Origin of the sequence: Cutibacterium sp. KBN10P07758, assembly GCF_050286205.1 — a bacterium.
GTDB classification, from domain to species: domain Bacteria; phylum Actinomycetota; class Actinomycetes; order Propionibacteriales; family Propionibacteriaceae; genus Cutibacterium; species Cutibacterium acnes.
The window spans coordinates 888,463-911,727 of record NZ_JBNNQV010000001.1 but is presented as its reverse complement, the minus strand read 5'-3'; the positions used below and the strand labels follow the sequence as shown (position 1 = coordinate 911,727).

General features: G+C 59.0%; 22 protein-coding genes and 1 pseudogene. 10 read left to right on the top strand and 13 right to left on the bottom strand.

From position 1 onward, the window contains the following. Positions 1–50: 50 nt before the first annotated feature. Both ACOYO3_RS04510 and ACOYO3_RS04505 read right to left on the bottom strand, forming a co-directional pair. A complete protein-coding gene (locus ACOYO3_RS04510; protein WP_002522425.1) occupies positions 51–245 on the bottom strand; it encodes a hypothetical protein in 195 nt (64 codons plus the stop codon). Between the two features lie 174 nt (positions 246–419). Continuing rightward, the gene (locus ACOYO3_RS04505; protein ID WP_002520359.1) at positions 420–728 is read right to left on the bottom strand and encodes a hypothetical protein; all 309 of its coding nucleotides are present in this window, start codon (positions 726–728) and stop codon (positions 420–422) included. Between the two features lie 564 nt (positions 729–1,292). Here ACOYO3_RS04505 and camp2 point away from each other — a divergent pair. Then, positions 1,293–2,096: a CAMP factor pore-forming toxin 2 gene (camp2, locus tag ACOYO3_RS04500; RefSeq protein ID WP_002547903.1), complete on the top strand. Its 804-nt coding sequence runs from the start codon at positions 1,293–1,295 to the stop codon at positions 2,094–2,096. Between the two features lie 96 nt (positions 2,097–2,192). Here the strand turns inward: camp2 and ACOYO3_RS04495 are convergent, their stop codons facing one another. Then, a complete protein-coding gene (locus tag ACOYO3_RS04495; RefSeq protein ID WP_002520357.1) occupies positions 2,193–2,594 on the bottom strand; it encodes a hypothetical protein in 402 nt (133 codons plus the stop codon). 210 nt (positions 2,595–2,804) lie between these two features. Between ACOYO3_RS04495 and ACOYO3_RS04490 the strand changes: the two genes are divergently transcribed. From ACOYO3_RS04490 to ACOYO3_RS04465, 6 genes and pseudogenes are all read left to right on the top strand, one after another. Then, positions 2,805–4,337, top strand: a complete 1,533-nt coding sequence (locus tag ACOYO3_RS04490) for an MFS transporter (protein ID WP_002525081.1) — start codon at positions 2,805–2,807, stop codon at positions 4,335–4,337. A 72-nt stretch (positions 4,338–4,409) separates the two neighbouring features. Beyond that, complete coding sequence (locus ACOYO3_RS04485) at positions 4,410–6,725, top strand: sialidase family protein (RefSeq protein WP_002525082.1); 2,316 nt, start codon at positions 4,410–4,412, stop codon at positions 6,723–6,725. Between the two features lie 248 nt (positions 6,726–6,973). Then, positions 6,974–8,491, top strand: a pseudogene (locus ACOYO3_RS04480) (exo-alpha-sialidase). A 201-nt stretch (positions 8,492–8,692) separates the two neighbouring features. Then, a complete protein-coding gene (locus tag ACOYO3_RS04475) occupies positions 8,693–9,463 on the top strand; it encodes a DUF4191 domain-containing protein (protein WP_002515262.1) in 771 nt (256 codons plus the stop codon). Positions 9,464–9,470: 7 nt separating this feature from the next. After that, complete coding sequence (locus ACOYO3_RS04470) at positions 9,471–11,276, top strand: ABC-F family ATP-binding cassette domain-containing protein (protein WP_002520352.1); 1,806 nt, start codon at positions 9,471–9,473, stop codon at positions 11,274–11,276. 101 nt (positions 11,277–11,377) lie between these two features. Further along, positions 11,378–12,442 (top strand): glycosyltransferase 87 family protein, encoded by a 1,065-nt coding sequence (locus tag ACOYO3_RS04465; RefSeq protein ID WP_002520351.1) that lies wholly within the window; start codon positions 11,378–11,380, stop codon positions 12,440–12,442. On the opposite strand, the gene ACOYO3_RS04460 is transcribed toward ACOYO3_RS04465, so the two are convergent. The 5 genes from ACOYO3_RS04460 to ACOYO3_RS04440 form a co-directional block, all read right to left on the bottom strand. Further along, positions 12,390–12,947, bottom strand: coding sequence for a YagU family protein (locus ACOYO3_RS04460; RefSeq protein ID WP_002519166.1), 558 nt, complete (start codon positions 12,945–12,947; stop codon positions 12,390–12,392). The genes ACOYO3_RS04465 and ACOYO3_RS04460 overlap by 53 nt on opposite strands. Next, positions 12,925–13,419 (bottom strand): PTS sugar transporter subunit IIA, encoded by a 495-nt coding sequence (locus ACOYO3_RS04455; protein WP_002525086.1) that lies wholly within the window; start codon positions 13,417–13,419, stop codon positions 12,925–12,927. The genes ACOYO3_RS04460 and ACOYO3_RS04455 overlap by 23 nt, the downstream gene beginning before the upstream one ends. Next, entirely contained in the window at positions 13,419–13,649 is a 231-nt protein-coding gene (locus tag ACOYO3_RS04450) for a PTS transporter subunit EIIB (RefSeq protein WP_002515246.1), read from the bottom strand. The genes ACOYO3_RS04455 and ACOYO3_RS04450 overlap by 1 nt, the downstream gene beginning before the upstream one ends. Positions 13,650–13,778: 129 nt before the next feature. Next, positions 13,779–14,027, bottom strand: a complete 249-nt coding sequence (locus ACOYO3_RS04445; RefSeq protein WP_002515308.1) for a glucose PTS transporter subunit EIIB — start codon at positions 14,025–14,027, stop codon at positions 13,779–13,781. Continuing rightward, positions 14,024–14,749: a GntR family transcriptional regulator gene (locus ACOYO3_RS04440; RefSeq protein ID WP_002518313.1), complete on the bottom strand. Its 726-nt coding sequence runs from the start codon at positions 14,747–14,749 to the stop codon at positions 14,024–14,026. Before ACOYO3_RS04440 ends, ACOYO3_RS04445 begins: the two co-directional genes overlap by 4 nt. A 175-nt stretch (positions 14,750–14,924) precedes the next feature. Here ACOYO3_RS04440 and ACOYO3_RS04435 point away from each other — a divergent pair, with 175 nt between their 5' ends. After that, entirely contained in the window at positions 14,925–16,313 is a 1,389-nt protein-coding gene (locus ACOYO3_RS04435) for a PTS transporter subunit EIIC (RefSeq protein WP_002515258.1), read from the top strand. 76 nt (positions 16,314–16,389) lie between these two features. Here the strand turns inward: ACOYO3_RS04435 and ACOYO3_RS04430 are convergent, their stop codons facing one another. The 3 genes from ACOYO3_RS04430 to ACOYO3_RS04420 are packed head-to-tail and all read right to left on the bottom strand — an operon-like array spanning position 16,390 to position 18,562. Next, positions 16,390–16,998: a DedA family protein gene (locus ACOYO3_RS04430; protein ID WP_002515218.1), complete on the bottom strand. Its 609-nt coding sequence runs from the start codon at positions 16,996–16,998 to the stop codon at positions 16,390–16,392. A gap of 23 nt (positions 16,999–17,021) precedes the next feature. Then, the gene (locus ACOYO3_RS04425; RefSeq protein ID WP_002515253.1) at positions 17,022–18,134 is read right to left on the bottom strand and encodes a glycosyltransferase; all 1,113 of its coding nucleotides are present in this window, start codon (positions 18,132–18,134) and stop codon (positions 17,022–17,024) included. 5 nt (positions 18,135–18,139) lie between these two features. Continuing rightward, the gene (locus ACOYO3_RS04420) at positions 18,140–18,562 is read right to left on the bottom strand and encodes an RDD family protein (protein WP_002518346.1); all 423 of its coding nucleotides are present in this window, start codon (positions 18,560–18,562) and stop codon (positions 18,140–18,142) included. Positions 18,563–18,675: 113 nt separating this feature from the next. Here ACOYO3_RS04420 and glnA point away from each other — a divergent pair, with 113 nt between their 5' ends. Then, positions 18,676–20,097: a type I glutamate--ammonia ligase gene (gene glnA, locus ACOYO3_RS04415; RefSeq protein ID WP_002519168.1), complete on the top strand. Its 1,422-nt coding sequence runs from the start codon at positions 18,676–18,678 to the stop codon at positions 20,095–20,097. 81 nt (positions 20,098–20,178) lie between these two features. Here glnA and ACOYO3_RS04410 read toward each other — a convergent pair whose 3' ends face one another. Further along, a complete protein-coding gene (locus tag ACOYO3_RS04410; protein ID WP_002515320.1) occupies positions 20,179–20,586 on the bottom strand; it encodes a hypothetical protein in 408 nt (135 codons plus the stop codon). Positions 20,587–20,828: 242 nt separating this feature from the next. Next, positions 20,829–21,878 (bottom strand): YdcF family protein, encoded by a 1,050-nt coding sequence (locus tag ACOYO3_RS04405; protein ID WP_002515261.1) that lies wholly within the window; start codon positions 21,876–21,878, stop codon positions 20,829–20,831. 200 nt (positions 21,879–22,078) lie between these two features. On the opposite strand from ACOYO3_RS04405, the gene ACOYO3_RS04400 reads away from it, so the two are divergent. Continuing rightward, complete coding sequence (locus ACOYO3_RS04400; RefSeq protein ID WP_002515326.1) at positions 22,079–23,260, top strand: Nif3-like dinuclear metal center hexameric protein; 1,182 nt, start codon at positions 22,079–22,081, stop codon at positions 23,258–23,260. Positions 23,261–23,265: the final 5 nt, after the last annotated feature.

The following is a 23,265-nucleotide window of genomic DNA, read 5'->3' as shown; positions in this document are numbered from 1 at the left end:
AGTCACAACATCGAATAGCCATACAACGCTTCAAGATCGCCGGGAACGGGTCATCGCAGAACGGTTCCGGTCACGGCAAACGTCGTCTGCTGCCCGGGCTCCGCCTGAGCACGCAGTTGTGGATGCTGACGGGCCTTGCCCGGCATCGATACATCACTGTCAACGACCGCGAACGTCCCCTCTCGGCCAGGACCGCCACATCCAAAGGACCCATAAGCTCCGGTAGAATTGAGAAATATCCTCAATTCGTCGGTATCATCGGCGCACCTGACGTCGCCGCAGTGGAGATGAACAGTGTATGGTTTCTCCCATAAACCTCCTCACTGATTCTGTCGTAGGCCTACATATACCATCACCGCGGAAAGCACGGCAGCGGCTCATCGGGTGAACTGACCCGCTCGAGAGTGTCAATCATTCCTTTAAAACATCAACTTGGCCACGAAAAATGGTTTTCTTATTTCCATAGCATTATACTGACACACCTGCCCTTTTCCACGCCCACCACCTTGGAAGACATGCACATCCTGATACCCAACCCCGACCCAATCATTCCCTCTTTTTACCCACAACCGAACACGGGCCCCGGCCTTCCGCTCCTTAACGGACTCCGACTCCACCATCCGCATACACCCCAGCCATAGGCCTAGAAGCGCACCCGCAGCAAACACTTTGATCAAACCACTCTCCATCAGGAGCAGCATGACCACCATGCAAACCAGCAAACCCATACGCCCTCACATTGAAGATGCGTACTGAAATCCCAACCAACGTCAATCAACCACATTAACTCAATCAGCGATAGCCGTATGAACTGTTTCATTGACTCAACTTGACCGATTCAGTGCCATGCAAACACGTGATGATGAAGCTAACCTGGACACGCATCCGACACCCGATCAGGGGGTATTATTCCTGAAGACCAAATGCTCCACACTGGGATGAACTCAACCATATCGTGGGCACCTCAGAGCAGATCCTCAGAAAGGCACTTTCACCAGTTCTTGACCTCCAAGATTACAGGACGGAAGATCTCGAATTGCCCGCGCATTAACTTCATATTCGGTGTATTGGGCATACCATCTGGTCACGCCTGCAACAAGCCTAGACGGGTCTATGCACCGTCGTAGCCATACACCACACGGACCCCTGTCGGAATGACGCACGCCTGATCACAGCTCCAACAAATGTTGGCGGCGTACACGCCGTTCACCACACCGACCCCCATCCAAAATATCCGATACACTTCGCTTGCCTCGACCGGGGCATCCGCAACCAATAAACGGAGAACCTTTATGAAGAAGACCCATCTTGTAGCTCCCCTCCTTGTCGGCGCAATGCTCGTACCAGCGGCGCTGTCAGCTCCCAGTGCTCATGCTGTCGAGCCGACGACGACCATCTCGGCGACCAGCACCCACGAGCTCTCGGCCAGTGACGCTCGCAATAGCATCCAGCTTCTGAACGCACATATTGCGACCCTTCAGTCAGTACAGAAATCCGTCCCCGGTTCTGACTACTCTGACCAGATCCGAGATCTTCTCAAGGCTGCCTTCGACCTGCGTGGCCTCATCGAGACCCTTGCCCATGGGGGGATCCCGTTCTACGACCCTTCGACGATCATGCCGAGGATCAAGTTGGTCGCCACCACTATTGACACCATTCACACTGCTACCACCACTCTCCAAAACAAGGTCCGCCCCGCCCACGTCGAACTCGGTCTCGAAGTCACCAAGGCCGTCCTGCTGACCGCTAACCCAGCGACCACCGCCAAGGAACTCGACGCCGAGGGCACCGCCCTCAAGGCTCGCCTGGAAAAGGTCTCGCAGTACCCCGACCTCACCCCGAATGACGTTGCTACTGTGTACGTACGCACCAACTTCAGTAAGACGATCTGGCAGGTGCGCGCCAACCGTGACCGGTACATCCTTGGTCACAAGAGCGCCGCAGTGTACAAGACGCTCAATCACGCGATCACCAAGGCCGTCGGCGTTCGACTGAACCCAAAGACGACCGTAGGGAATATCCAGGCTGCACGCACCGAGCTCCTTGCGGCCTATCAGACCGCATTCAACTCCCCCGATGTCAAGAAGGCTGCCTGAGTCAGAACGCACTCGCTAACTGACATCAACACTCGGTGCCTTGCCCGCCTGCGTGCGGGCAAGGCACCGAGTGCGCTGTGCAGAAGAAAATTGTCTTTACGCGAGGCGCCGTAACACACATCTTCTCTCCGAGGCGGTGCGCACCACTATCGCCACCCTCATCCCTCGGGAAAACTTACCGAGCGTTTCCGGTAGCGTCGCCGCACAGCTTCGGCAATATCCATTCATTAGGGGGCGACAACCGTGACGATGCACCTTGATACCCGGGGTCACAACGACGTTCAACACCATGTCGAGATCCACGTGTACGTAGCCGTCGTCCAGACAGTTCATCGTCTCACGCGAGATCGCGGCATGATCAGCTACCACCGCCGTAAGCAGGCCAGCGCCTTGTACCAGGCGCCAGGCGCGCGTTAATCGACGTAATTCACCTGCACAGCGGAGTATACGGATCCGCCAACCATGAGTCATCATGTCAAGGACGTATGTACGCGGCATCGTAGCCTCCTACAGCCATGTATTCAGCACGATCTCAACTGGGTCGCAAAACCCACCCCGCAGAAATCGCACCAACAATCACGGATCACCGCCACCGATCATTTAGCGTGAGCGACCGGGAACATCGGCTTGCCAACATATCGGCAACCACTTATCTTCAAAATGTTGGACGTCTAACGTACTTCCTGGATCAACGACGATTGGGGGCTCATGGCCAGCTCAGACGACATCATCACCATCAAGGAGATGGGTGACAAGAGACGATGGTGGCAGTACTTAGACGCCACCAAATGGAAGCTCTTCATTGCAGCCCTTATTGGTGTCACCCTTGACGGCTACGACTTCGTGCTCATCACCTTGGCACTGCCAGAGATCAAGGCGGCCTTTGGCCTCACCCTGGTACAAAGCGCAGCGTTGGTGTCAGCAGCCTTCATCACACGGTGGCTGGGCGGACTAATCCTGGGCGGTGTTGGCGACAGGTTCGGACGCAAGCCAGCCATGATCATCGCAACCGTATTGTTCGCGATCGGCTCGCTCCTCATGGGATTTTCGCCGAACTTCATGTTCCTGTTCATTATGCGCATGGTCGTCGGCTTCGCGATGGCGGGAGAGTACGGGTCATCGGCAACATATGTCATCGAATCGTGGCACCCCCGAATCCGCGGCAAGGCATCGTCATTTCTATTGTCAGGCTATGCGATAGGCGCCATCCTGGCCGTCCAGGTCGACAAGTACTTAGTCCCATGGGTCGACAGTTGGCATGCCGGATGGGGTTGGAGAGCCCTGTTCATCACCGGAATCGTGCCCATCGCAGTGGCACTGTACATGCGACGTCGCCTCCCCGAAGCTAGCGACTGGGAAACGGCAAAGTCACGCGAGCGGGAAAAATCGTCCGAATCACGTGACGCTTTCCAGGTGCTGTTCAGCGGAAGGCGCATGTCACTAAACATCACACTCGTCATCGCGGCAATGGCAGGTCTACTAGCCATCTTCGCCCTCAACATCCTGCCTTTCTGGGGCGTCCTCGCCGTGGCCATAGCCTGTGGCGCCATCTTCGTGTGTCTCATCGTGCAATTTGATCCTCGACGCTGGGTCATCGGCATCGGAATCATGATCGTTATCCTTTCTGCCTTCATGTATGGATGGCCCATCCTTGGACTCTTGCCTACATACCTCACGGGTGCAGGATATGCAGCTTCCACCGTCGCCAATCTGCTAACGATCGCACAATTCGGCAACATGATTGGTTACTTTGTCACAGGCTTCATGGGAGACTGGATAGGAATGCTAAAGTGGTACTTCACGAGCATTCTCATAGCGCAGATCATCGTGTTTCCGCTATTCTTTGCGGGAATTAAGTCGGCATGGCTCATTGGGCTTCTACTGTTCTTCAACCAGTTGTTCGGCCAAGGTGTTTCAGGGCTAGCCCCTCGGTGGGTGTCGAGCTATTTCCCCGTCGAGCAGCGAGCTGCCGGAGTGGGGTTCATCTACAATGTCGGAGCTCTCGGCGGTGCAATTGGACCATTTGTGGGCGCCTCGCTGGCTAAGAGCCACGGTCTGGGATCGGCTCTAGGGGTGTTGTCCGTGGGCTTCGGCCTGATTGTTGTCCTTGGCGTTGGGCTGAATCTGCCACGCAAGCTACAGGCTCTCGTCAACCCAGAGGCCGTCCGACCCGAGGACGGAGATGACCGGTACATCAACAGCGGCGACCTTTCGAGCGAGTTTGCATCCAGCGAGTGCTAAATCGACAGCCAGAACACATATTCATATTCTCCAGCCAGAACGAGTCAGGGAAGCCACGAGGAGACGTCAATCATGACTATTACTGATACTTATACCGAGGAATTGGCGATTGACCTCACTGGGAGCGCCTTGATGCCGGCCCGAAAGGGCATGGACGTGCAACGAATCGACGGCGAGGACGGCTCACTTCTCGTGGAATTCAGCGCGACGTCCTCCGGATGCCTGTTCGAGCTTGTCGGAAAGAACGGACGGTTATCAGTCGATGTGGATGAAGACCGCTTGCTTGGCCGTATAGATCTGAACGGAGAATCTCGCAGTCTCGACGCCGAGGATGCGCTGGGCATGGCAGATGGCACGATTCACTCCGTCGGACTCACCGCCGATGAAACTGGGACGCATTTGTTTGCAGACGGTTACGAAACATTCTCCGCCACATTGCGGGTATGGTGCCAGGATCTGGGAGCAACCAATATTGTCATCAATCCGTCGGGCGTCCTCGACGTACGGCGATTCAAGATGTGGAACTCAGCCCTGTCCTTGCAAGCTATGGCGGCCAAGGCGCCGACGGCAACACCGTTCGTCGAGTTCGCTGGTTCTGAACTGTCGGCCCGCGACGCACGCCGTATCGGAGAACTCGCTCATGGCGCGCTCCGAGCAAGGACCCGTCTTCGTGGCAAAGGCCAGGGTGGAACCGTCCTCGCAGCCCAAGGGAGCGCCGGTGAACTGTCCTTCGAGATCGTCAACGGCGACCTGCTCCTGCACGTGGAAGTGGACGATGAACCCATCGCCCACGTGCGCGCTCCAGGCAAGTGGGACGACGGAAACTGGCATGACCTGGTAGCAATCAGTGGCCGGGGTGCCATTGATCTCTATGTTGACGGTTTCCTCGTGGCTCACGAGCCTGGTGAGGCATTCTTTGCCGATCTTGGCAAGGTGGAAAGGGTGACCGTCGGGAAGGACCTCGAAGGAGCACGGCTATTCGGGGAAGCACAGACGGCGTCCATCTTCAGCAGTGCGCTAACCGACGCCCAAGTCAAACGCCTAGCCAACGTGGCTCCTCTACGTACCCAAGCTCTCTTCGACACGGGATATCTGGGCTCGAAAAGTTACCGGATCCCATCGCTCATCAGACTTGATTCCGGAAGCTTCATCGCCGGGGCAGACCAACGTGTCAGCATTGCCAACGACAGCCCCAACGACATCAATTTCGTCATCCGTCGCAGCGAAGACGGTCGTCGGTGGGACGAGGCCCAGATAGTCCTCGAGTATCCCGGCGAGGGCGCCCTCGGAGCATCGGTTATCGACTCAGTTCTGTTCCAAGACCACAACTCGGGGCGCGTGTTCTGCTTGATCGACCAGTTCCCGGGTGGCGTGGGGCAGCCTAACGCCGAACCAGGGTCGGGCTTCGATGAGCAAGGTCGGCAGCTTCTGTTCGATCGCGATGCAACCGCCTACGTCATCGATGCAGAAGGCATCGTAACAACCGAGTCGGGGGAACCCACGGATTACACCGTTGACGAAACCGGAAACGTCTTCGCAGCCGGTGCCCCCGCCGGCAATATCCACTTGGCCACCGGAGTGGACCCCCACGAGTCCCTGCTGACCCTACGGACCTGCAACCTCATCCTCATCCACAGTGATGACGACGGACGGACATGGTCACGACCTATCAACCTGAACCCGGCTCTCAAGCAGCCTTGGATGCGGTTCCTCGGTACGTCACCGGGCAACGGAATTCAGTTGGAACACGGGACGCACCGAGGCCGACTCCTGGCACCGGTCTACTACAACCACGAGGAGGGAAAAACCTTTTCATGTGCCGCGGTGTACAGCGATGACGGGGGCCAGACATGGAACCTCGGTAAGTCACCGAATGACGAGCGCGAACTTTTCGGAAAGATCGTCAGTTCTCGAAATCTCAACGATGATCGCGGCTCGACCCATGAGTCAGCGTTAGTAGAAACCCCTGACGGGGTCGTGCACTCCTTCATGCGCAACCAACATCCCTCCGGACGGGTGGCGCACGCGGCCAGCGTCGACGGCGGCGAAACATGGGGCGAGGTGACGTTCGTCGAGCAACTGACCGAAATCTTCTCCCAGCCCAATGCCATTTCTGTCCGGGATGAGCTTGGAACCGAATCGGTGGTCTTTGCCAATGCGTCGATGATGCTCCCGTTCCGGGGTTGTGGTGTGCTGCGTCAAAGTTTCGACGGAGGCAAGACCTGGCCGCACAACCGCGTGCTCAACCCTCGCCATCATGTGTACCAATGCATGACTCAGCAAGACGAACAGACCCTGATCGTATTGTGGGAACGGGAGTGGCTAGGCTTGTTCCTGACAGAGGTCCCGTTGTCATGGCTTACCACTTCGCGCAGCACGCTGGAGTGATTCACACAGCAACACCAGATATCGCCCATTCAATGTAATCACGCTACGGAAGACTTAACGTTTAGGGATTCAGCATGCACCAACGGATTTCACGCCGATCCGCATTAATCTCTGGCGGGGCAGCCTTATTCTTGAGTGTGACAGGGCAGTTCTCTGAACACTCTCCTGCACTTGCGACACAAGAGGCAGACGTACTCGAGGTGTTCAACAGAGAGAATTCGCCATCACATTTTTTCCGCATACCGTTCATGGTGTCTACGGCCAATGACACATTGGTCATAGGCTGCGATGCAAATCGCGCGACAACAGGCGACTCCGCCGACAATATCGATGCCCTGATTCGCAGAAAACCCAATGCATCCCGTTACTCAATCTCCGACGGTTGGGAAGCCCCGTCACTGATAAAACCATTGGAGATGCGAGATTATTCGAACAAGTATGGGTACGCCCCCGCATCATCCTCCGTCATCGACGGCGCCATCATCGAGGATTCAGTTCGACATCGACTGATGATCGTCATTGATCTCTGGGCCTGGAACGGCGGAGTATTCGAACACCTCAACGTCTCCCCAGATGGCTCCGTCAACGATGGGCGCCCGCGAAAGTTCCCCCTGGGAGATGGCTTCGCCACCGTTGCCGGACGTGACATGCTCCTGCTCTCGACGCACAACGTCACAGGGGACGCCGACGGATTGAGGGGAAATATCAATCTGAACATCGACCGTTCCCAATTCGACCTCGTAGCTGACCTCGACGGCCCCCGCGACAAGCACGGTCGCATTCAGATTTATGAATTAATCGGTATACCTCGCCCGTATACCACCGCCGGAGTCGATGACTCAAATCTCGCTCTAGGACGACGATCAAGATACTCCTTGGACGACGGTTTCAACCTCTTCGAAGCAGGAATTCCTCTGTACGTGTTCCAGCACGGTTCAGCTCGCATCACTCCGATGCGCGTCTTCTACAAGGACTCGATACTTCAGGTCTTCAACACCAATCACATCGTGGAGATCTACTCATATGACGATGGCCGAACTTGAAACATGGGAAAACTGGTGACACGGCAGTTCAGACCCGTAGATTCTCGATACACGCTCGTCGCACCAGGTCGGTCCATTCAAATCCGCGCAGGGGAACATGCCGGACGCATCGTCGTTCCGACTTACATGATGCTACCTGCAGGAATTTCGTGCACCACTGTATACACCGACGATGGTGGGGAAACGTGGCAGCGGGGAACCCCGATGCCAGCCACTATCGACCTCCACGAAAGCGCGATCACAGAGGTTCTACCCGGCGTATTGCGCAGCTTCAACCGACATTCCGCTTCTTCCGGTGGGAAGGTGCTGACCGCCGAGAGCGTGGATGGGGGCCATTCCTGGAGTACGCTGACTTCCGCGTTCGGCGACGACGACCAAGGCGTCGCATGCCAAGTCTCCGCGCTCATGCTGAAGCAAACCATCGCATCACCTACGACCGGGGAACAGCTCCCTGCGCTCATTGTCGTCTCAGCAGATGACCGCAGGCGTCGACATGGCATTGCCCATGTGGCAGTTGTCCATCGATCCTCGAGAACGTTCGGACCGCGCTCCGAACTTGAATGGGTGAGTCACGCCGACATCACGAGCCCACAGACCCTCTTCGCCTATTCCTCGATCGCCCAGTTGTCTGACGGACGTGTTCTCGTGCTCTTCGAATCGTCACCTACGGACTCGTGGGCGGACGGGCTCCAACGTATGTACCTGCAGGAACTGGCGTCCTGACACCATATCGATGGGCACCAGCATCGGCCATGCTCTACCGGCATGAAGGCCCCGTGTCGTTTTTGGACTCCAGTCCTTCCTTGCCTCACCTGCGACGAGACGACGGGAATGGTCCGGCGGTAGAATTCACTAGTCACGGGGCGACCTGCGCCTCAGGAATTTGTCCCGCACACGTCCATCGACCCCGAGGAGCCGCGCACCATGCCCAAGAGCCAGGCAGCCAAGGAACTCGCCGCGAAGCAGAAAGCCCAGGCGAAGGCTGAGAAGGAGCGCCGCAAGCACTCCGACAACCCCAAGGACTGGGGCACCGGAAAGCAGCTTGTCGAGACGTTCAAGCTAACCCGCCAGGTTGATCCTCAGCTCCTCTGGTGGGTCATTGGCTCCTTTGTAGCAGGCGTCGTGGTGTTCACCGTCCTCGGTCTTATCCTCACCGATCTGTGGTGGGCATGGCTCATCGTTGGCATCTTTGCTGGTGCCGCTGCCGCTATGTGGGTCTTCCAGTGGCGCGCTAAGCGTTCCATGTATGCCCGGTTCAAGGGCCAGACCGGGTCAGCCGAGGTTGCCCTGTCTCTGCTCGACAAGAAGAAGTGGACCTCCACCCCCGCGATCGCGTTTACCCGGCAGCAGGATGTCGTTCACCGCGCTGTCGGTCCGGGCGGAATTGTCCTCATCGGCGAGGGGCACGGTAACGGCCTGCGTAACCTGCTGGCCACCGAAACCAAACGCCACGAGCAGGTCGCCTACGGCACTCCGGTGACGTCGATCATCATGGGCGACGGCAAAGGCCAGGTACCGCTAGAAGACCTCGACAAGCACATTAAGAAACTGCCCAAGACCCTCAGCACGAGTCAGGTGGACGAGGTCGTCAATCGTCTCAAGGCCCTTGACGCCATGCGCCCCAAAGTGCCGCTTCCTAAGGGCCCAATGCCAAGTTCTATGAAGGGCGCTCGCGCCGCCATGCGAGGACGCTGAGCCTCCGTTGGCCGGCACAAATATCGTCAACGCCGATCGCATCTCAAAGTCCTGGGGCACCCGAACGGTCCTCTCAGAGGTGTCTCTGGGGCTATCAACCGGGGACGTCATCGGCGTCGTGGGCCGCAACGGGGACGGCAAATCTACCCTCTTAGCCCTCCTCACTGGTTCCCTAGAACCCGACTCCGGGACAGTGACGCGTACTAATGGCATTTCCATAGGAGTGCTCGCCCAAGCTGAAACCCGCAGGGATCAGACCGTCCGCGACCTCGTCGTCGGAGGCCAACCCGACCACGTTTGGGCAGCTAACCGCGAGGCTCGTCCCATCGTCGAGGACATGCTTTCCGATATTGACCTCGACCGCGCTATGGCCGATCTTTCCGGTGGGGAACGACGGCGGGCTGCGCTGGTTTCAATCATGCTCGGAGACCACGACTTACTTGTTCTTGACGAGCCCACCAACCACCTCGACGTCGAGGCGGTGGCCTGGTTGGCCGGCCACCTGCGCCACCTACAGGAGCGCGGCGTGGCAATGCTCGTCGTCTCACACGACCGTTGGTTTCTTGACGAGATCTGCACTGACATCTGGGAGGTCCACGACGCAACCGTCGAGGCTTATCAGGGCGGATACTCGGCCTACACCTTAGCCCGGGTAGAACGAGCCCGCATCGCCGCCACTAATGAGGCCAAGCGTCAGAACCTGGCACGTAAGGAATTGGCGTGGTTGCGTCGAGGCGCCCCTGCCCGTAGCTCCAAACCGCGTTACCGAGTCGAGGCGGCCAATGCCCTCGTCGCCAATGTTCCCGAGCCGCGCGACAAGTTGGAGCTAGCACGCTTTTCCGCAACCCGGTTGGGCAAAGATGTGCTGGACCTCAACGAGGTTACCGTCACCGTCTCCTCCGATGAGCTTGGCGAGCGTACTCTACTTGACAAGGTGACATGGTCGATCGGCCCAGGCGACCGGATCGGCCTGATTGGCGTTAACGGAGCTGGCAAGACCACCCTACTCAACCTTTTTGACGGCTCTCGTAAGCCCGATTCTGGCCGGGTCAAACATGGAAAGACCCTGCGCCTGGCCCACCTGCGTCAGGAAGTTGACGACCTCGACTCAGCGATGACCGTTTTGGAATCTGTCAACGACGTCAAGGCGAGGACGAAACTGGCCACCGGTCGCGACGCCTCCGCCACCGACCTCTTGGAAGGATTCGGGTTCACCGGGCAGAAACTTGTCACCCGTATCGGCGACCTTTCCGGTGGCGAGCAACGCCGCCTTCAGCTGCTGCGCCTCCTCATGGACGAACCCAATGTACTCCTCCTCGATGAGCCGACTAACGACCTCGACATTGACACCCTGCGCCTACTCGAGGACTATCTCGATTCTTGGCCCGGCACGCTGATCGTCGTTTCCCACGACAGGTGGTTCCTGGAGCGGGTCTGCGACGTTGTTTGGGCCCTCATGGGAGATGGCACGGTGGCCCTCCTCCCAGGAGGAATTTCCCAATACCTAGAGCACCGCCGCAACCGTAACCCCGGCCCGTCGAAATCAAGCCGGGTAGGCAGTACCTCCCGGGTCGCCGAGCCAAAGATGGGTGCCGCCGAGCTGCGTCAGGCCCGTAAGAACATGGACAGGCTCGATCGTCAGATGGGAAAGGTCCGCGATGAGCTAGCTGCCCTGCATGAGGAAATGGCCGCCAAGGCCGACGACTACCAAGCCCTGGTAGACCTCCAAGCGAAGGCCAATGAACTCGACGAACGGATGACTAACCTTGAGAAGCAGTGGCTCGAGACCGCCGACATTGTGGAGGATCAGTGACCCTTCAAGACGATAGCCCCATCTCCGGGAAGCGACCGGCCTCATCCCTCTTCTGGCCAGCAATCGCGGTCATCATGACGACGGTGACGTGGACGTTGGCCATGCCGCGCCCAACAGACCTAAAGATATACCGCGACTGCGTACGCGCTATGTTGAATGATCCGAAAGCGCTATACACTGCGTCATCGGTCAATGGTCTGGGGTTTACCTACCCACCCTTCGCGGCGATCGCCCTCACCCCATTAGCTCTGATTCCGTCTCTGCCGGTAACGATCCTCCACTATGGTGTCAGTGCAATCGCTCTTGCCATCATGATTGATCTCATCTGGCGCCGTTGCGGGCACAAGCCTCAGCCATTGCTGGCGGCCATCTTCGTCGCAGTCTTGAACTTTAGCGAACCCATTGGGAAAACTTTTGTTTATGGACAGGTTAACCTGCAATTAGCCGCCCTCGTCGTTATTGACGTATTCCTGCTGCCTCGGAGGTGGCGCGGGGTGGGGGTCGGAGTGGCCACCGGATTCAAGCTCACTCCGGGCATCTTCGCCCTCTGGTATCTCGTCACGGGTCAATTCAAGGCAGCGCTTCGAGCCGCCGCGGCTGGTCTAGTCACGATCGCCATCGGGCTCGCGGTGATGCCCACAGCATCTTGGGAGTACTGGACCCACTACATGCTCACGCCGAACCGTCTGGGTGGGCTCACCTGGGCGGGCAATCAATCACTTTCGGGCATGTTGCTGCGCCTAGGCCATGGCAACCTCACACTCGTGTGGCTAGTTCTAGTCGCGCTGTGCTGCGCACTTGCCGGTATTGCATCTCGGCGGTTGTGGCAAGAAGGTGGGGCTGACCAGGTGTGGTCCCTGTTATGCGCCGGGCTGTGCGGATGCTTGGTGAGTCCCGTGTCATGGTCGCACCACTGGGTATGGGGGTCCTTAATCATCGTCGCCGGACTAGCCGACCGTCGTCGTTGCCAGCAGGTTCTAGCCCTCATTTGGGCTTTAGCCACACTGACATGGATGGTCTGGTGGTTTCCTGCCGGTCGTAACCGAGAACTCACCGCAGCATGGTGGCAGAAGATCCTGACCGACGCCTACGAATTCGTCGGCGTCGCTACCCTTATCGTCCTGCTGTCATCGATGGCTCAACCCACGGATCGGGCTCGCCAGTGATGCGGCTACGCAGGTCACGGCGCACGACCTCGATGCTCCACATCCAGACGATGTGACCCAACAACTCACTGAGATGTTCCTGCCACGGCTGGTGCCACGGCGCCGGAACGGTACCCAATCCCGGCATCACGATGACGTGAAAGACGACGTAGACGACGACACCAAACGCAACGCCCTGCCATAGTGTGATTTTCGGGAACCGTTCAGCGCCAACGCAATACGCGACGCCGAAGAAGATGGCAAATCCGAAGTGAATGATGAAGCTCATAACCGGCAAGCCATTGCCGTTGAAATACACCAGCGTGTGGGCAAAGTGATCGCTGAATCCCAGCTGCTCCAACAATTGCTGGGGCGGATTCGTTGCGTTTCGCTCAGGGGTGCGCGGTGGGAAAGGCACTTCCCACCCAAACTTGACGATCGCCGAGAAAATTCCGGCGACAACCCCTACCAGAGCCGCTACCTCAGGGTGACGACGGGCCCGATCAGTCGTGCTGGGCACAGACATTGGCATCCTGCTCAGGAAAGTCCAACCACTGGAACAATTGATCGCCGCAGGCAATCCGCTCCCCGGTAACAGCGGCGTCACCGATCCTTCCGCTGGAAGCGTCGAGGACGACGATCGGGCAGACCGCACTGCGGCCACCCGCAACGACCCCGGCCGGATTCCAGGTGATGAGTGGGTCTCCCACGACGACCTCGTGACCCTCCTCAGCATGAAGGGTGAACCCCTCCCCATCGAGCTGGACGGTGTCAATGCCAAGGTGTACGAGTACCCCGAACCCCTCTGCCTGGATGACGAAAGCGTGCGGGTGCAGCTTGACAATGCGTCCTGCCACCGGAGCCACTACAGTGACGTCGCCCTCACCCGTGGGTTCGAGGGCAACACCGGGCCCCACGAGACCCTGCGCAAAGACCGGATCAGGAACCTCGGACAACGGCATCAGGGTGCCGTCGAGAGGAGATGCGATAGCGGTCATCAGCGCAGATCCTCAATGTCCTCGGCCAGAGTGTCGGCCTCGGGGCCAACAACGACCTGAACGGACGTACCCTGCTGGACAACGCCGAAGGCACCAGCAGCCTTGAGCGCAGGCTCATCAACGAGGCTCGGATCGTCGACCTCGACGCGCAGTCGGGTGATGCAAGCCTCGAGGTCGTCGATGTTGTCGTCGCCGCCAAGGGCTGCCAGGATCTGTTCTGCCTTGCTCATGATGTCTCCTTGTTCTGGTTCGAGATGAACTCCGCCATGGAGGATCTTCGAACGAATACTGGCCCATCTCCTAAGTGGTCCAGACAACTAACACTGAACTCCATCAGACGTCCGAATGTCAAGATTCGGTCAGGATTCGCGATCTTCTTCCCATAAGTCCTCCAGATCTGAAGCCAGCAGGTCAGCGTCCGGGCCGACGATAACCTGAACGCTATGTCCTTGCACGGTGACCCCGTGCGCTCCAGCCCGGCGCAAAGCTTGCTCATCGACCTGCTCGCAACGACGAACCTGACACCGTAGCCGGGTTACGCATGGCTCGATCGACACGACATTGTCGACTCCACCCAAGGCCGCCAAGATGTGCTCGACGCGCTTCATCGTGAACCTCCTCGAGGTGGATACAGGGTTCTGTGTGGACCAGAGATCGGAACCCATAGTTTGTAACGATCCCCTCGGTACCAAGATCGGGAATAAGAGATCGCGGTATCGTCGGCGTAGGTACGACGGTTGATAGCCAATACAGCCGACCCGACGGGGATCTGCAGGTGCTCGCAGACCAGCGCGTCACCGCTGACAGCCTCGATCGCATCCTCGCCCCACGTAGGAACTAGCCCAGCTGCCGCCATCGCCCCATAAATACTCGCCGGAACGCCATCGGTCAACAGATCTGGCATCACTCGGGCAGCGATCCAGGTCCTTTCGACGGCCATCGGAACACCGTCAGCTAGCCGCACGCGGTAGATGTAATGGACTGGCTCCCCCGGCTCAATCCCTAGCCACACAGCCACGTCAGGAGCGGCGGAGATCTCCTCATCGCGCAGCACTCGGGTGTCTGGGATCATGCCGCGCTGACGCATCTCCTCACTAAAAGACGAGATGCGCGACTGCACATGCACTTTGGGAGCTCTGACATAGGTACCGCTGCCGCGACGACGCTCCAGCATTCCGCTACTCACCAGCGAATCAACCGCCTGGCGGACCGTCATGCGCGAGATACCGAACCGCTCAGCAAGCTCCCGCTCACTAGGCACGACATCCCCGACCGATAAGCGGGTGTCGATGAGCTCGACAAGGTAATCCCGCACGGTCACGTACTTCATGGGTGAATTATGCCTCGGGCGCAGTGCCACCAGCACCGATCACCGCGAAAGCCCCACCATGGTGACGTTCACAAACTCTGCACGTTGTCTTGACATGGCCGCCTCAGTGGTCTGTACTTCGGCGAGTGGTCCATACCACCCCTTGAACATGAGCACTCACTGTGGAGGAACTCCTATGGCGAAAGACGCTGTTGCCACCAGCACCAAGAAAAAACGGCAGATACCCGGGTTCTCCCAGATGCAGCGCATCGGGCGCTCCCTCATGCTCCCGATCGCGTCCCTGCCGGTTGCCGCGCTGCTTATGCGGTTCGGGTCTGCTGACGTTCTCGGAGCGGACGGACTCGCCAAGCACGCATCATGGATGCAGCCGGTCGCTGACGTATTAGCCGGTGCAGGCGGCGCAATCTTCGACAACCTACCTCTCATCTTTGCGCTGGGTGTGGCCGTCGGGTACGCCAAGAAGGCCGATGGATCGACCGCCCTGGCAGCCCTCGTCGGCTATCTCACCTTCACCGGTGCAGGCACCTCGGACAAGACCCAAGGAGGCGTGCTGCACGCCCTCGCTCCGTATTTCTCGCAGAAGACCGGAGTCATCAATTACGGCGTCCTCGGCGGCATCGTCATCGGTCTTATCGCGGCCAAAATGTACGAGAAATACCGCCGTACCAAGCTGCCAACGTACCTAGCCTTCTTTGGCGGCCGCCGCCTCGTGCCAATTGTCACCGCCGCCGCTTCCGTCGTCGCCGGCGTCATCATGGCTATCATTTACCCGGCCTTCGACTGGCTGTTCAATAAGCAGGTCGGCGGTTTCATCATGGCCCACGGGTCCAACCCAGGAACCGGATTCGTATTCGGCACCATCAACCGTCTCCTCATCCCCTTCGGCCTGCACCACCTGCTCAATTCGCTGCCGTGGTTCCAGCTCGGCAATTGCACCAACGCCGCCGGCGAGACTCTGCACGGTGACATCACCTGCTTCTTCAGTGGTGCGTCCGGCACGAATGCCTGGACCGGTTCTTTCATGACTGGCTTCTTCCCCATCATGATGTTCGCCTTGCCCGGAGCCGCCCTAGCGATCTACCACACGGCCAAGCCAGAGCGTAAGAAGCTCACCGGTGGCGTCATGATCTCAGTAGCGCTGACGGCCTTCCTCACCGGTATCACCGAGCCCCTCGAGTATGCCTTCGCCTACGTCGCCTTCCCGCTGTACCTGGTGCACGCGCTACTCACCGGGTCCTCCCTAGCGCTGTGCAACGCCTTGGGCATCAAGGACGGATTCGGTTTCTCGGCAGGTCTGACTGACTACATCATCAACTTCGGACGGGCCTCGGAGCTTTCTGGTGGCCCCGGCAAGGTGCTCCTGCTCATCCTCATCGGTTTGGTCTACGCCGTCATCTACTACGTCGTCTTCCGCTTCGCCATCACCAAGTGGAACCTGCGCACTCCCGGTCGCGAAGACGAGGGTAACGACACCACCGGTGGCGCCAGTGTCTTCGATGAGGCCCAACTAGCTGCCAGCGAGTCCACCGGTAAGGCAGACGCCCAAAAAGAGGGACGAATCTGATCTTCGAGTCTCCTACTCTCATGATGGCGCCCCTGGTTGAATACTGAGGGCATCATCATAATGCGTCACAAACAACTCAGTCACTCTGCGGCGCTGGCATTAATCGCCGCAATATTTGATCGAGGATGACGCCGATGATAATCGCTCCAATAATCCCCACGGTGGCAGCAAGAATGTGATTGTTGCCCAAGAAACTGGCTGCCCCAGCACCAATAGCGGTGGCATAGCAGGCCCACAATACTCCGGCTAGGGCGTCGATAGGTAGGAAAACCCGATATGAAAAACGAGTGGCCCCAGCCATCGCATTGACGACGACGCGGCCCCCAGGGATGTATCGGGCTACCAAGATGCACAGCGGGCCTCGGACCCTCAATTGATGGGTCGCCCATGCAACCGTCTTCTGCCGCTTCGGCCCACCGGTAAAGAGCTTAGTATGGCCAATCTGGCGTCCCACCCAATATGCAATATTGTCTCCGCAGATCGCGCCCGCAGCAGCTACCGGGATGATGAGCCACCGCGAAGGATGTCCAATTGCTGCCAAGGCGACGACGAGAGATTCGCTAGGAACCGGCGGGAAAAACCCATCGATGACGCATAGCCCCCACAACGCCCCAATAACCCAAGGATGTGGGGCATTGGCCGCAATGACGCCGTTGATACTCGCCATCCATGCGGTCAGATTCATGTCTGCCAGTCTTCCATCCGGACTCAACCAGCCATACCGTGGTCGGCAACCGCCTTTCGGTAGACCGTCTCCAACTGATCAACGACCGGAGCGGCCGCGAATCGGGAGCGGACGTACCCAGCGATCTGTTCGTGATCCCATGACCTAGCCAATACCTGGCACAGCCCTTCCGTCAGAGCGTCAACGTCACCGATTGGGACCACCACGCCGTTGGAATCATCAATGAACTCTTGAGGTCCGCCGCAAGCCGTCGTCAGAACAGGCAAGCCGGCTGCCAGTGCCTCGGCGCACGCGACACCGAAGGTCTCAGCATGGGAAGCCAAAGCAAAGGCGTCAGCCCCGGCGAGCTCCTCAGCGATACGGTCCCGCGATTGGGGACCCAGTAGGACAATGCGTGGATTACCGGCGGCAATGGCCTCCAGTTGGTGCCGCTGCGGTCCATCTCCGATGATTCTCAACTGAACCTCGGGAAGACGCTCAACAGCCTGAGCTAATTCAATCATGCCTTTTCCCGGGTTGAGGGTGGCGACGCTGACGACGATCGTCCCCTCATGTCGTCGATCAGGACGGTCAAACAGCTCGACGTCAACGATGTTGGGAACCACCGTTGAGGTCACGCCATGTCCAGCCAGCCTGTCGCAGAGCCCCTGGGATACGCTGATCACTGCGTCTGCCCGGTCACCCGCGATAATGATGTCTTCGTTGAGACGCTGATCCGGGTGAGCTAGGTGAGAATCGTGCTCGGTCCACACCAGCGGTTCCGGAAAGCCAGCCCGGGCGGCAGCAGCAGCGAATCTGGCGAAGTGGGCATGGCTGACGTCAGGGATGCCCCATTGCGAAGTCACGATGCGATGCAGGTGCCGGGCCGCAATGGCATGGACTCGGTGATCTATGCGCGCCGAGGCCGCTCCCAAGGGCACGTCCAGCCTCACCACCGTCATACCATCATTGCGATCTACGGCATGCTCTACCCGTGTCCCAAACTTCCGCCAGTGGCGAACCGAACGGGCATCAAGAACGGCCAGGATGACCTCGTGACCTTGCTGATGTAGAGCTACGGCCTGGTCGTACTCGAAGATCCCCCGCAACGGAGCCTCGGGGCTCGGAATCCCCCGAGACAAAACCATGACGCGCATATATCTCACTTGCGATTGACGACAACAGTACCGAGCACGAGATCGTCCAGTCCGCGACGTTCGGCACCAATAACAACAGCGGGAATGACGAGGCATTTCATGGCGGTCCGAGCGACTGCTCGCCACCACCCTACCGGGCCGAGATCGTCGAGGCGGACGACCGCCACACGGGCCACGATCTGGCCGAAGGAACCGCCTGTCATGGCGGTAAATAGGACGGACTCGACGAAGAACACCGCCATCGGCATCCACATAGGCCAGCCTCCGCCCCGGATGACTGCTGGGCCAAAGATGGCGCTGGCCAATACCATAGAGGCACCCCAGTCGATGATGAGGGCACCGATGCGTTTGCACCAACTAGCCAGTGAACCGCGCCCCTCAGCGGGCAGCCCGATCGAGACTCCTGGGGCTGCCTCGGTTCCACTCACCCGGTGAATCCTACCGGCACGACCTGTTACACGCTCGAAACACAACAGTGACGGTCGAGCAACTCATACGAACTACCGTAAAGCACATCACCAGTCATGTTGATGGAGGAAAGATGTTCGAAGGTCCCGACGACCTGCTTGCCTATGTCAAGAAGGAGGGCATCGAGATGATCGATGTCCGCTTCTGTGACCTTATCGGTATCATGCAGCACTTCACCGTTCCCGCCCGAGAGTTCGACAAGGACCAGTACGAGAACGGTCTGGCCTTCGACGGATCCTCTATTCGGGGTTTCCAGAAGATTAACGAGTCGGACATGGCCCTACTACCCGATCCGACGACCGCCTGGATCGACCCCTTCCGCGAGCGCAAAACCCTTATCGTGAATTTCAACGTCCATGACCCCATTACGAAGGAGGCCTACAGCCGCGATCCGCGCAACATCGCGCGTAAGGCCGAGGCTTACCTCGCATCTACTGGGATCGGCGATACTGCCTTCTTCGCTCCTGAAGCTGAGTTTTACGTCTTCGACGACATTCGCTTCGACACCCGTCAGAACACCTCGTACTACTCCATCGACTCCGAGGCTGGAGCGTGGAACACTGGACGTACCGAGGATGGCGGCAACCGCGGATACAAGGTGAAATACAAGGGCGGATATTTTCCGGTCGCCCCGACCGACCATTTTGGTGATCTGCGTGACGAAATCGTCACCATCATGGAGCGCCTTGGCATGAAGGTCGAGCGCGCCCACCATGAGGTGGGCACAGCAGGTCAAGCCGAGATCAATTGGCGTTTCGACACCCTGTCGCGCAGCGCTGACGATGTCATGAAGTTTAAGTACATCGTCAAGAACGTCGCCTGGCAGCACGGCAAGACGGCCACTTTCATGCCGAAGCCGATCTTCGGAGACAACGGCTCGGGCATGCATGTTCACTCTTCGATCTGGAAGGGCGGCGAACCTCTGTTCTTTGACGAGTCCGGATACGCCCAACTCTCTGACATGGCCCGCTACTACATCGGCGGCATCCTCAAGCACGCACCGTCGCTGCTGGCCTTCACTAACCCCTCGGCCAACTCGTACCACCGTCTGGTGCCGGGCTTCGAGGCCCCAGTCAATCTGGTGTATTCACAGCGCAACCGCTCCGCCTGCATGCGTATCCCGATCACCGGCCCAAATCCGAAGGCCAAGCGCGTCGAATTCCGTTGCCCAGATCCGTCTGCCAACCCTTACATGGCCTTTGCCGCCCTGCTACTGGCCGGCCTGGACGGCATCCAGAACAAGATCGAGCCGCCCGCGCCGGTCGACAAGGACATCTACGAGCTCCCTCCTGAGGAGCATGCCGCCATGGATCACGTGCCGGGCAACCTGGGTGCGGTCCTCGACAATCTCGAGGCCGACCACGAGTTTCTCCTTGCCGGTGACGTGTTCACCCCGGATCTCATCGAGACCTGGGTCGAACTCAAGCGTGGCGACCTGGCTGCCCTGCAGCAACGTCCGCACCCCTACGAGTTCGACCTGTACTACGACATCTGAGTCGTTCTACTCGCCGGGGGCGCAACTACGGTTGCTCCCCTGGCGGCGTATAAAACAAGCCTCGAACTACACACCCCCAACTCAGTCCGACCATCTCACTGCGGCTTCAGGCACTGGAACGGCGTCGGAGCCACCGGGTCCTGTCGAAGATTCGCCGGTTAAAGCGTAGGAGCTCCCTAGGTCTAGGCATCCCACCAGCATCGCCGTTGTCGTCCCCACTTTGGCTTCCAGCCGCCATGCCCCGCGGTGCTCACAGTCGCCATTGGAATGCCAGGACAGCTCCCAACTCGTGACCTTCCCGGGAGCCAATCGCTTTGACCTGGCCTTGGGGTCATAAGGTTGCCACGCCACTGGCACTCGAGCTCCAGCCTCGGTGATCTGGCGAAGCTGTGGCATGACGGGCAGGATCATCACCGAAGACCCGCAATTACGAATCGTCAACACCGTGATCCGTGCGCCCAGAGCCGCATCGACATCACTGAACGCCATAGCGGCCTTCTCACCTCGGCGACACGTCAATGCCCCTTGCGCTCCACCGACGTTGGTCACTCGTTGCGACGTGGCACTGGTCATCCGTTGCGGCGTAGCGCTGGCCTGTGAAAGCGGTGAATACCTCGGCGTCAAAGTCACTGATGAGGTAGGCACGACGGCCTCAGGCACCGCAGGGGTAGTTCTGGAGCACCCGACGATGGCTGCTACGGCTGCGACAACCGCCACTACACGCCCAATTTTCATCGCAGCGCCATAGTCACGATAGGCCAGAAAGCCAATACAAGAACCAGCATGATGCCGTTGATCCATGGCCGCGACGCTAGCAGGGCGATGTATTCTCGCAGCATCGCGCTAGGCAGGAAGTAAGTCGCCGTCGGCGCGCCAAGAACTCGGACTCGCAGCCCCTGGCGGCGACACAATTCAGCGGCCCGCACTGCGTGGTAAGAACTCGTCGCCACCACCACTTGTGGGTTCTGACGTTGACGAGCCGCCTCGGCACGCCGTGACGGTACCGACCTCACCTGTGTGGGCATGACCTGCCGGCTCAAAGAGATGTTCTCGTCGGTATTCGCAGCCTGGTTCTCCACAACGACACACTCGCGAGGAATTCCGTGCTCGACCAGATATTCAGCCATCGCTTCCCCCTCGGCGCGTGGCTCGTCGTCACCTTTACCGCCCGAAGGGATGATCACAGAGTGAAATCCAGCGTCGCGATCGGTACGCCACTGGCCGATGCCACGGTCTAAGCGACTTGCCAACAGCTTCGGCACCTTACCTTTAACGAGAGCTGATCCGAGCACGACGATCTGGTGATTTCCCGGCAATGGCTTGGCGCGGTGGATGACAAACACAGACGCCAGGTAGCCGAGAAATCCGAAAGACAGCCATCCCAGGGCCATCGTCGCCGAAATACCTGCCACAGCCCATGGCTCGAACGGGGAAAACACCGATCGCAAACACCACGCCATCAGGACCAACAGCCCCACGCCAAGCGCCCCGGATAAAACGTTCGACAGCGAACGCCCCTCCTTACGCCACATCTCGACGCCATTAACGATGAGGAGAAAAGGCAGGACGGCGGTCCCTAGGGCAGCAACGACCACCAGCGTACCGACGATGAGGGACCCGATCACCGGAACGGTCCTTACGATGATCCCGGCTGCTGTCAGACCGGCCATGCCAAGACCGACGGCCAGAACAATACCGTTGCTCCACGCGCCGGGGCGTCGATCGACCAACCAGGCATAGAATGCGAGAGGAACCACGCACAGGGCAAGTCCAATCATCATCTCGCCCCGCCCCACCGCGTTAACAACTCGCCTATCATCCCGAGATCCTGCCACGCACCGACTGCGAAGGAACCGAGCTAGCAACCGAGGTGACATCTGGTTGCCTGGCTATATCGGACACGATTGGGAACCTTCTTGCAACAGTCATGCACACCACCATCGTTCGGTGAACGGCCATAGCCTCACGCTACCGTGAAGCTATGGCAGACAATTCCTCTCGCACCTCTATCCCGCAATCCTGCAGCGACCAGATCACTGTCAGCCAGGTGCGCGCCACTCTGGATCAGTGGTATCCGCCGTCCCTGGCAGAATCGTGGGATGCCCCCGGTCTGGTGTGCGGGGATCCCGACGACACCGTCAAGCGGATCGTTTGCGCCCTGGAGGCCACTGACACCGTCGTTGATGCCGCCATCGAGGCCCACGCCGATATGCTCGTCGTTCACCATCCTCTTCTGATGCGAGGCGCCACGTCGGTGGCAGCGGATACCCCAAAAGGACGCATCGTTCACCGACTTATTCGCCACCGCATTGCCCTCATGAGTGCCCATACCAACGCCGACGCCGCAGTCGGCGGAGTCAATGACGTGCTCGCTCGGTTGTTGGGGGTGACCGTCGAGTGCCCCCTGGAACCGGCAGCGCAGCCAGTCGACCTGTGGGGAGTCCAAGTACCAGTCGATGCTGCTGAGGCACTGCGCAATGCCCTCTTCGGGGCGGGGGCGGGGCAATTTGACGGCTACGACCTGTGCAGTTTCGAGTCTGTGGGGCGTGGCCAGTTCCGCCCCCTAAGCGGGTCTCATCCGGCCCTCGGCACCACCAACCAGGTTGAAACCGTCGAGGAAGTACGCATCCACGTCGTCGCGCCGGCCATGATGCGCTCCACGATACGCAAGGCCCTTGTTGATGCTCACCCCTATGAGGTACCCGCCTACGATGTGAAAACCATCGACTCTGGATCCCGTCCTGGACCTGCCACGCCAGGAATCGGGCGCATCGGGCACCTCGACGAGCCAATGACCCTCCGCAGTTTTACCCAGCGCGTATCCGAACGGCTCCCCCACACTGTGTGGGGGGTGCGAACCGCAGGTAACCCGGATCAGCTCATCACCACAGTCGCTCTATGTTCTGGCGCCGGAGACTCTCTCCTCGACGCCGCGGCAGCCAGCGGTGCTGACGTCTACCTCACTAGCGACCTGCGTCACCACCCGGCTGACGAGCATCTTCGCGCCAACGGCCCTGCCCTCATCGACACCGCCCACTGGGCATCTGAGTCTCCCTGGTGCGCCGACGTTGCACGCCGCCTCCATGACGAACTAGGGCTCCCCTGCCAGGATCTAGGTATCCGAACTGACCCGTGGACCATTGGAACGACAGTGGCACAATAGAGGGA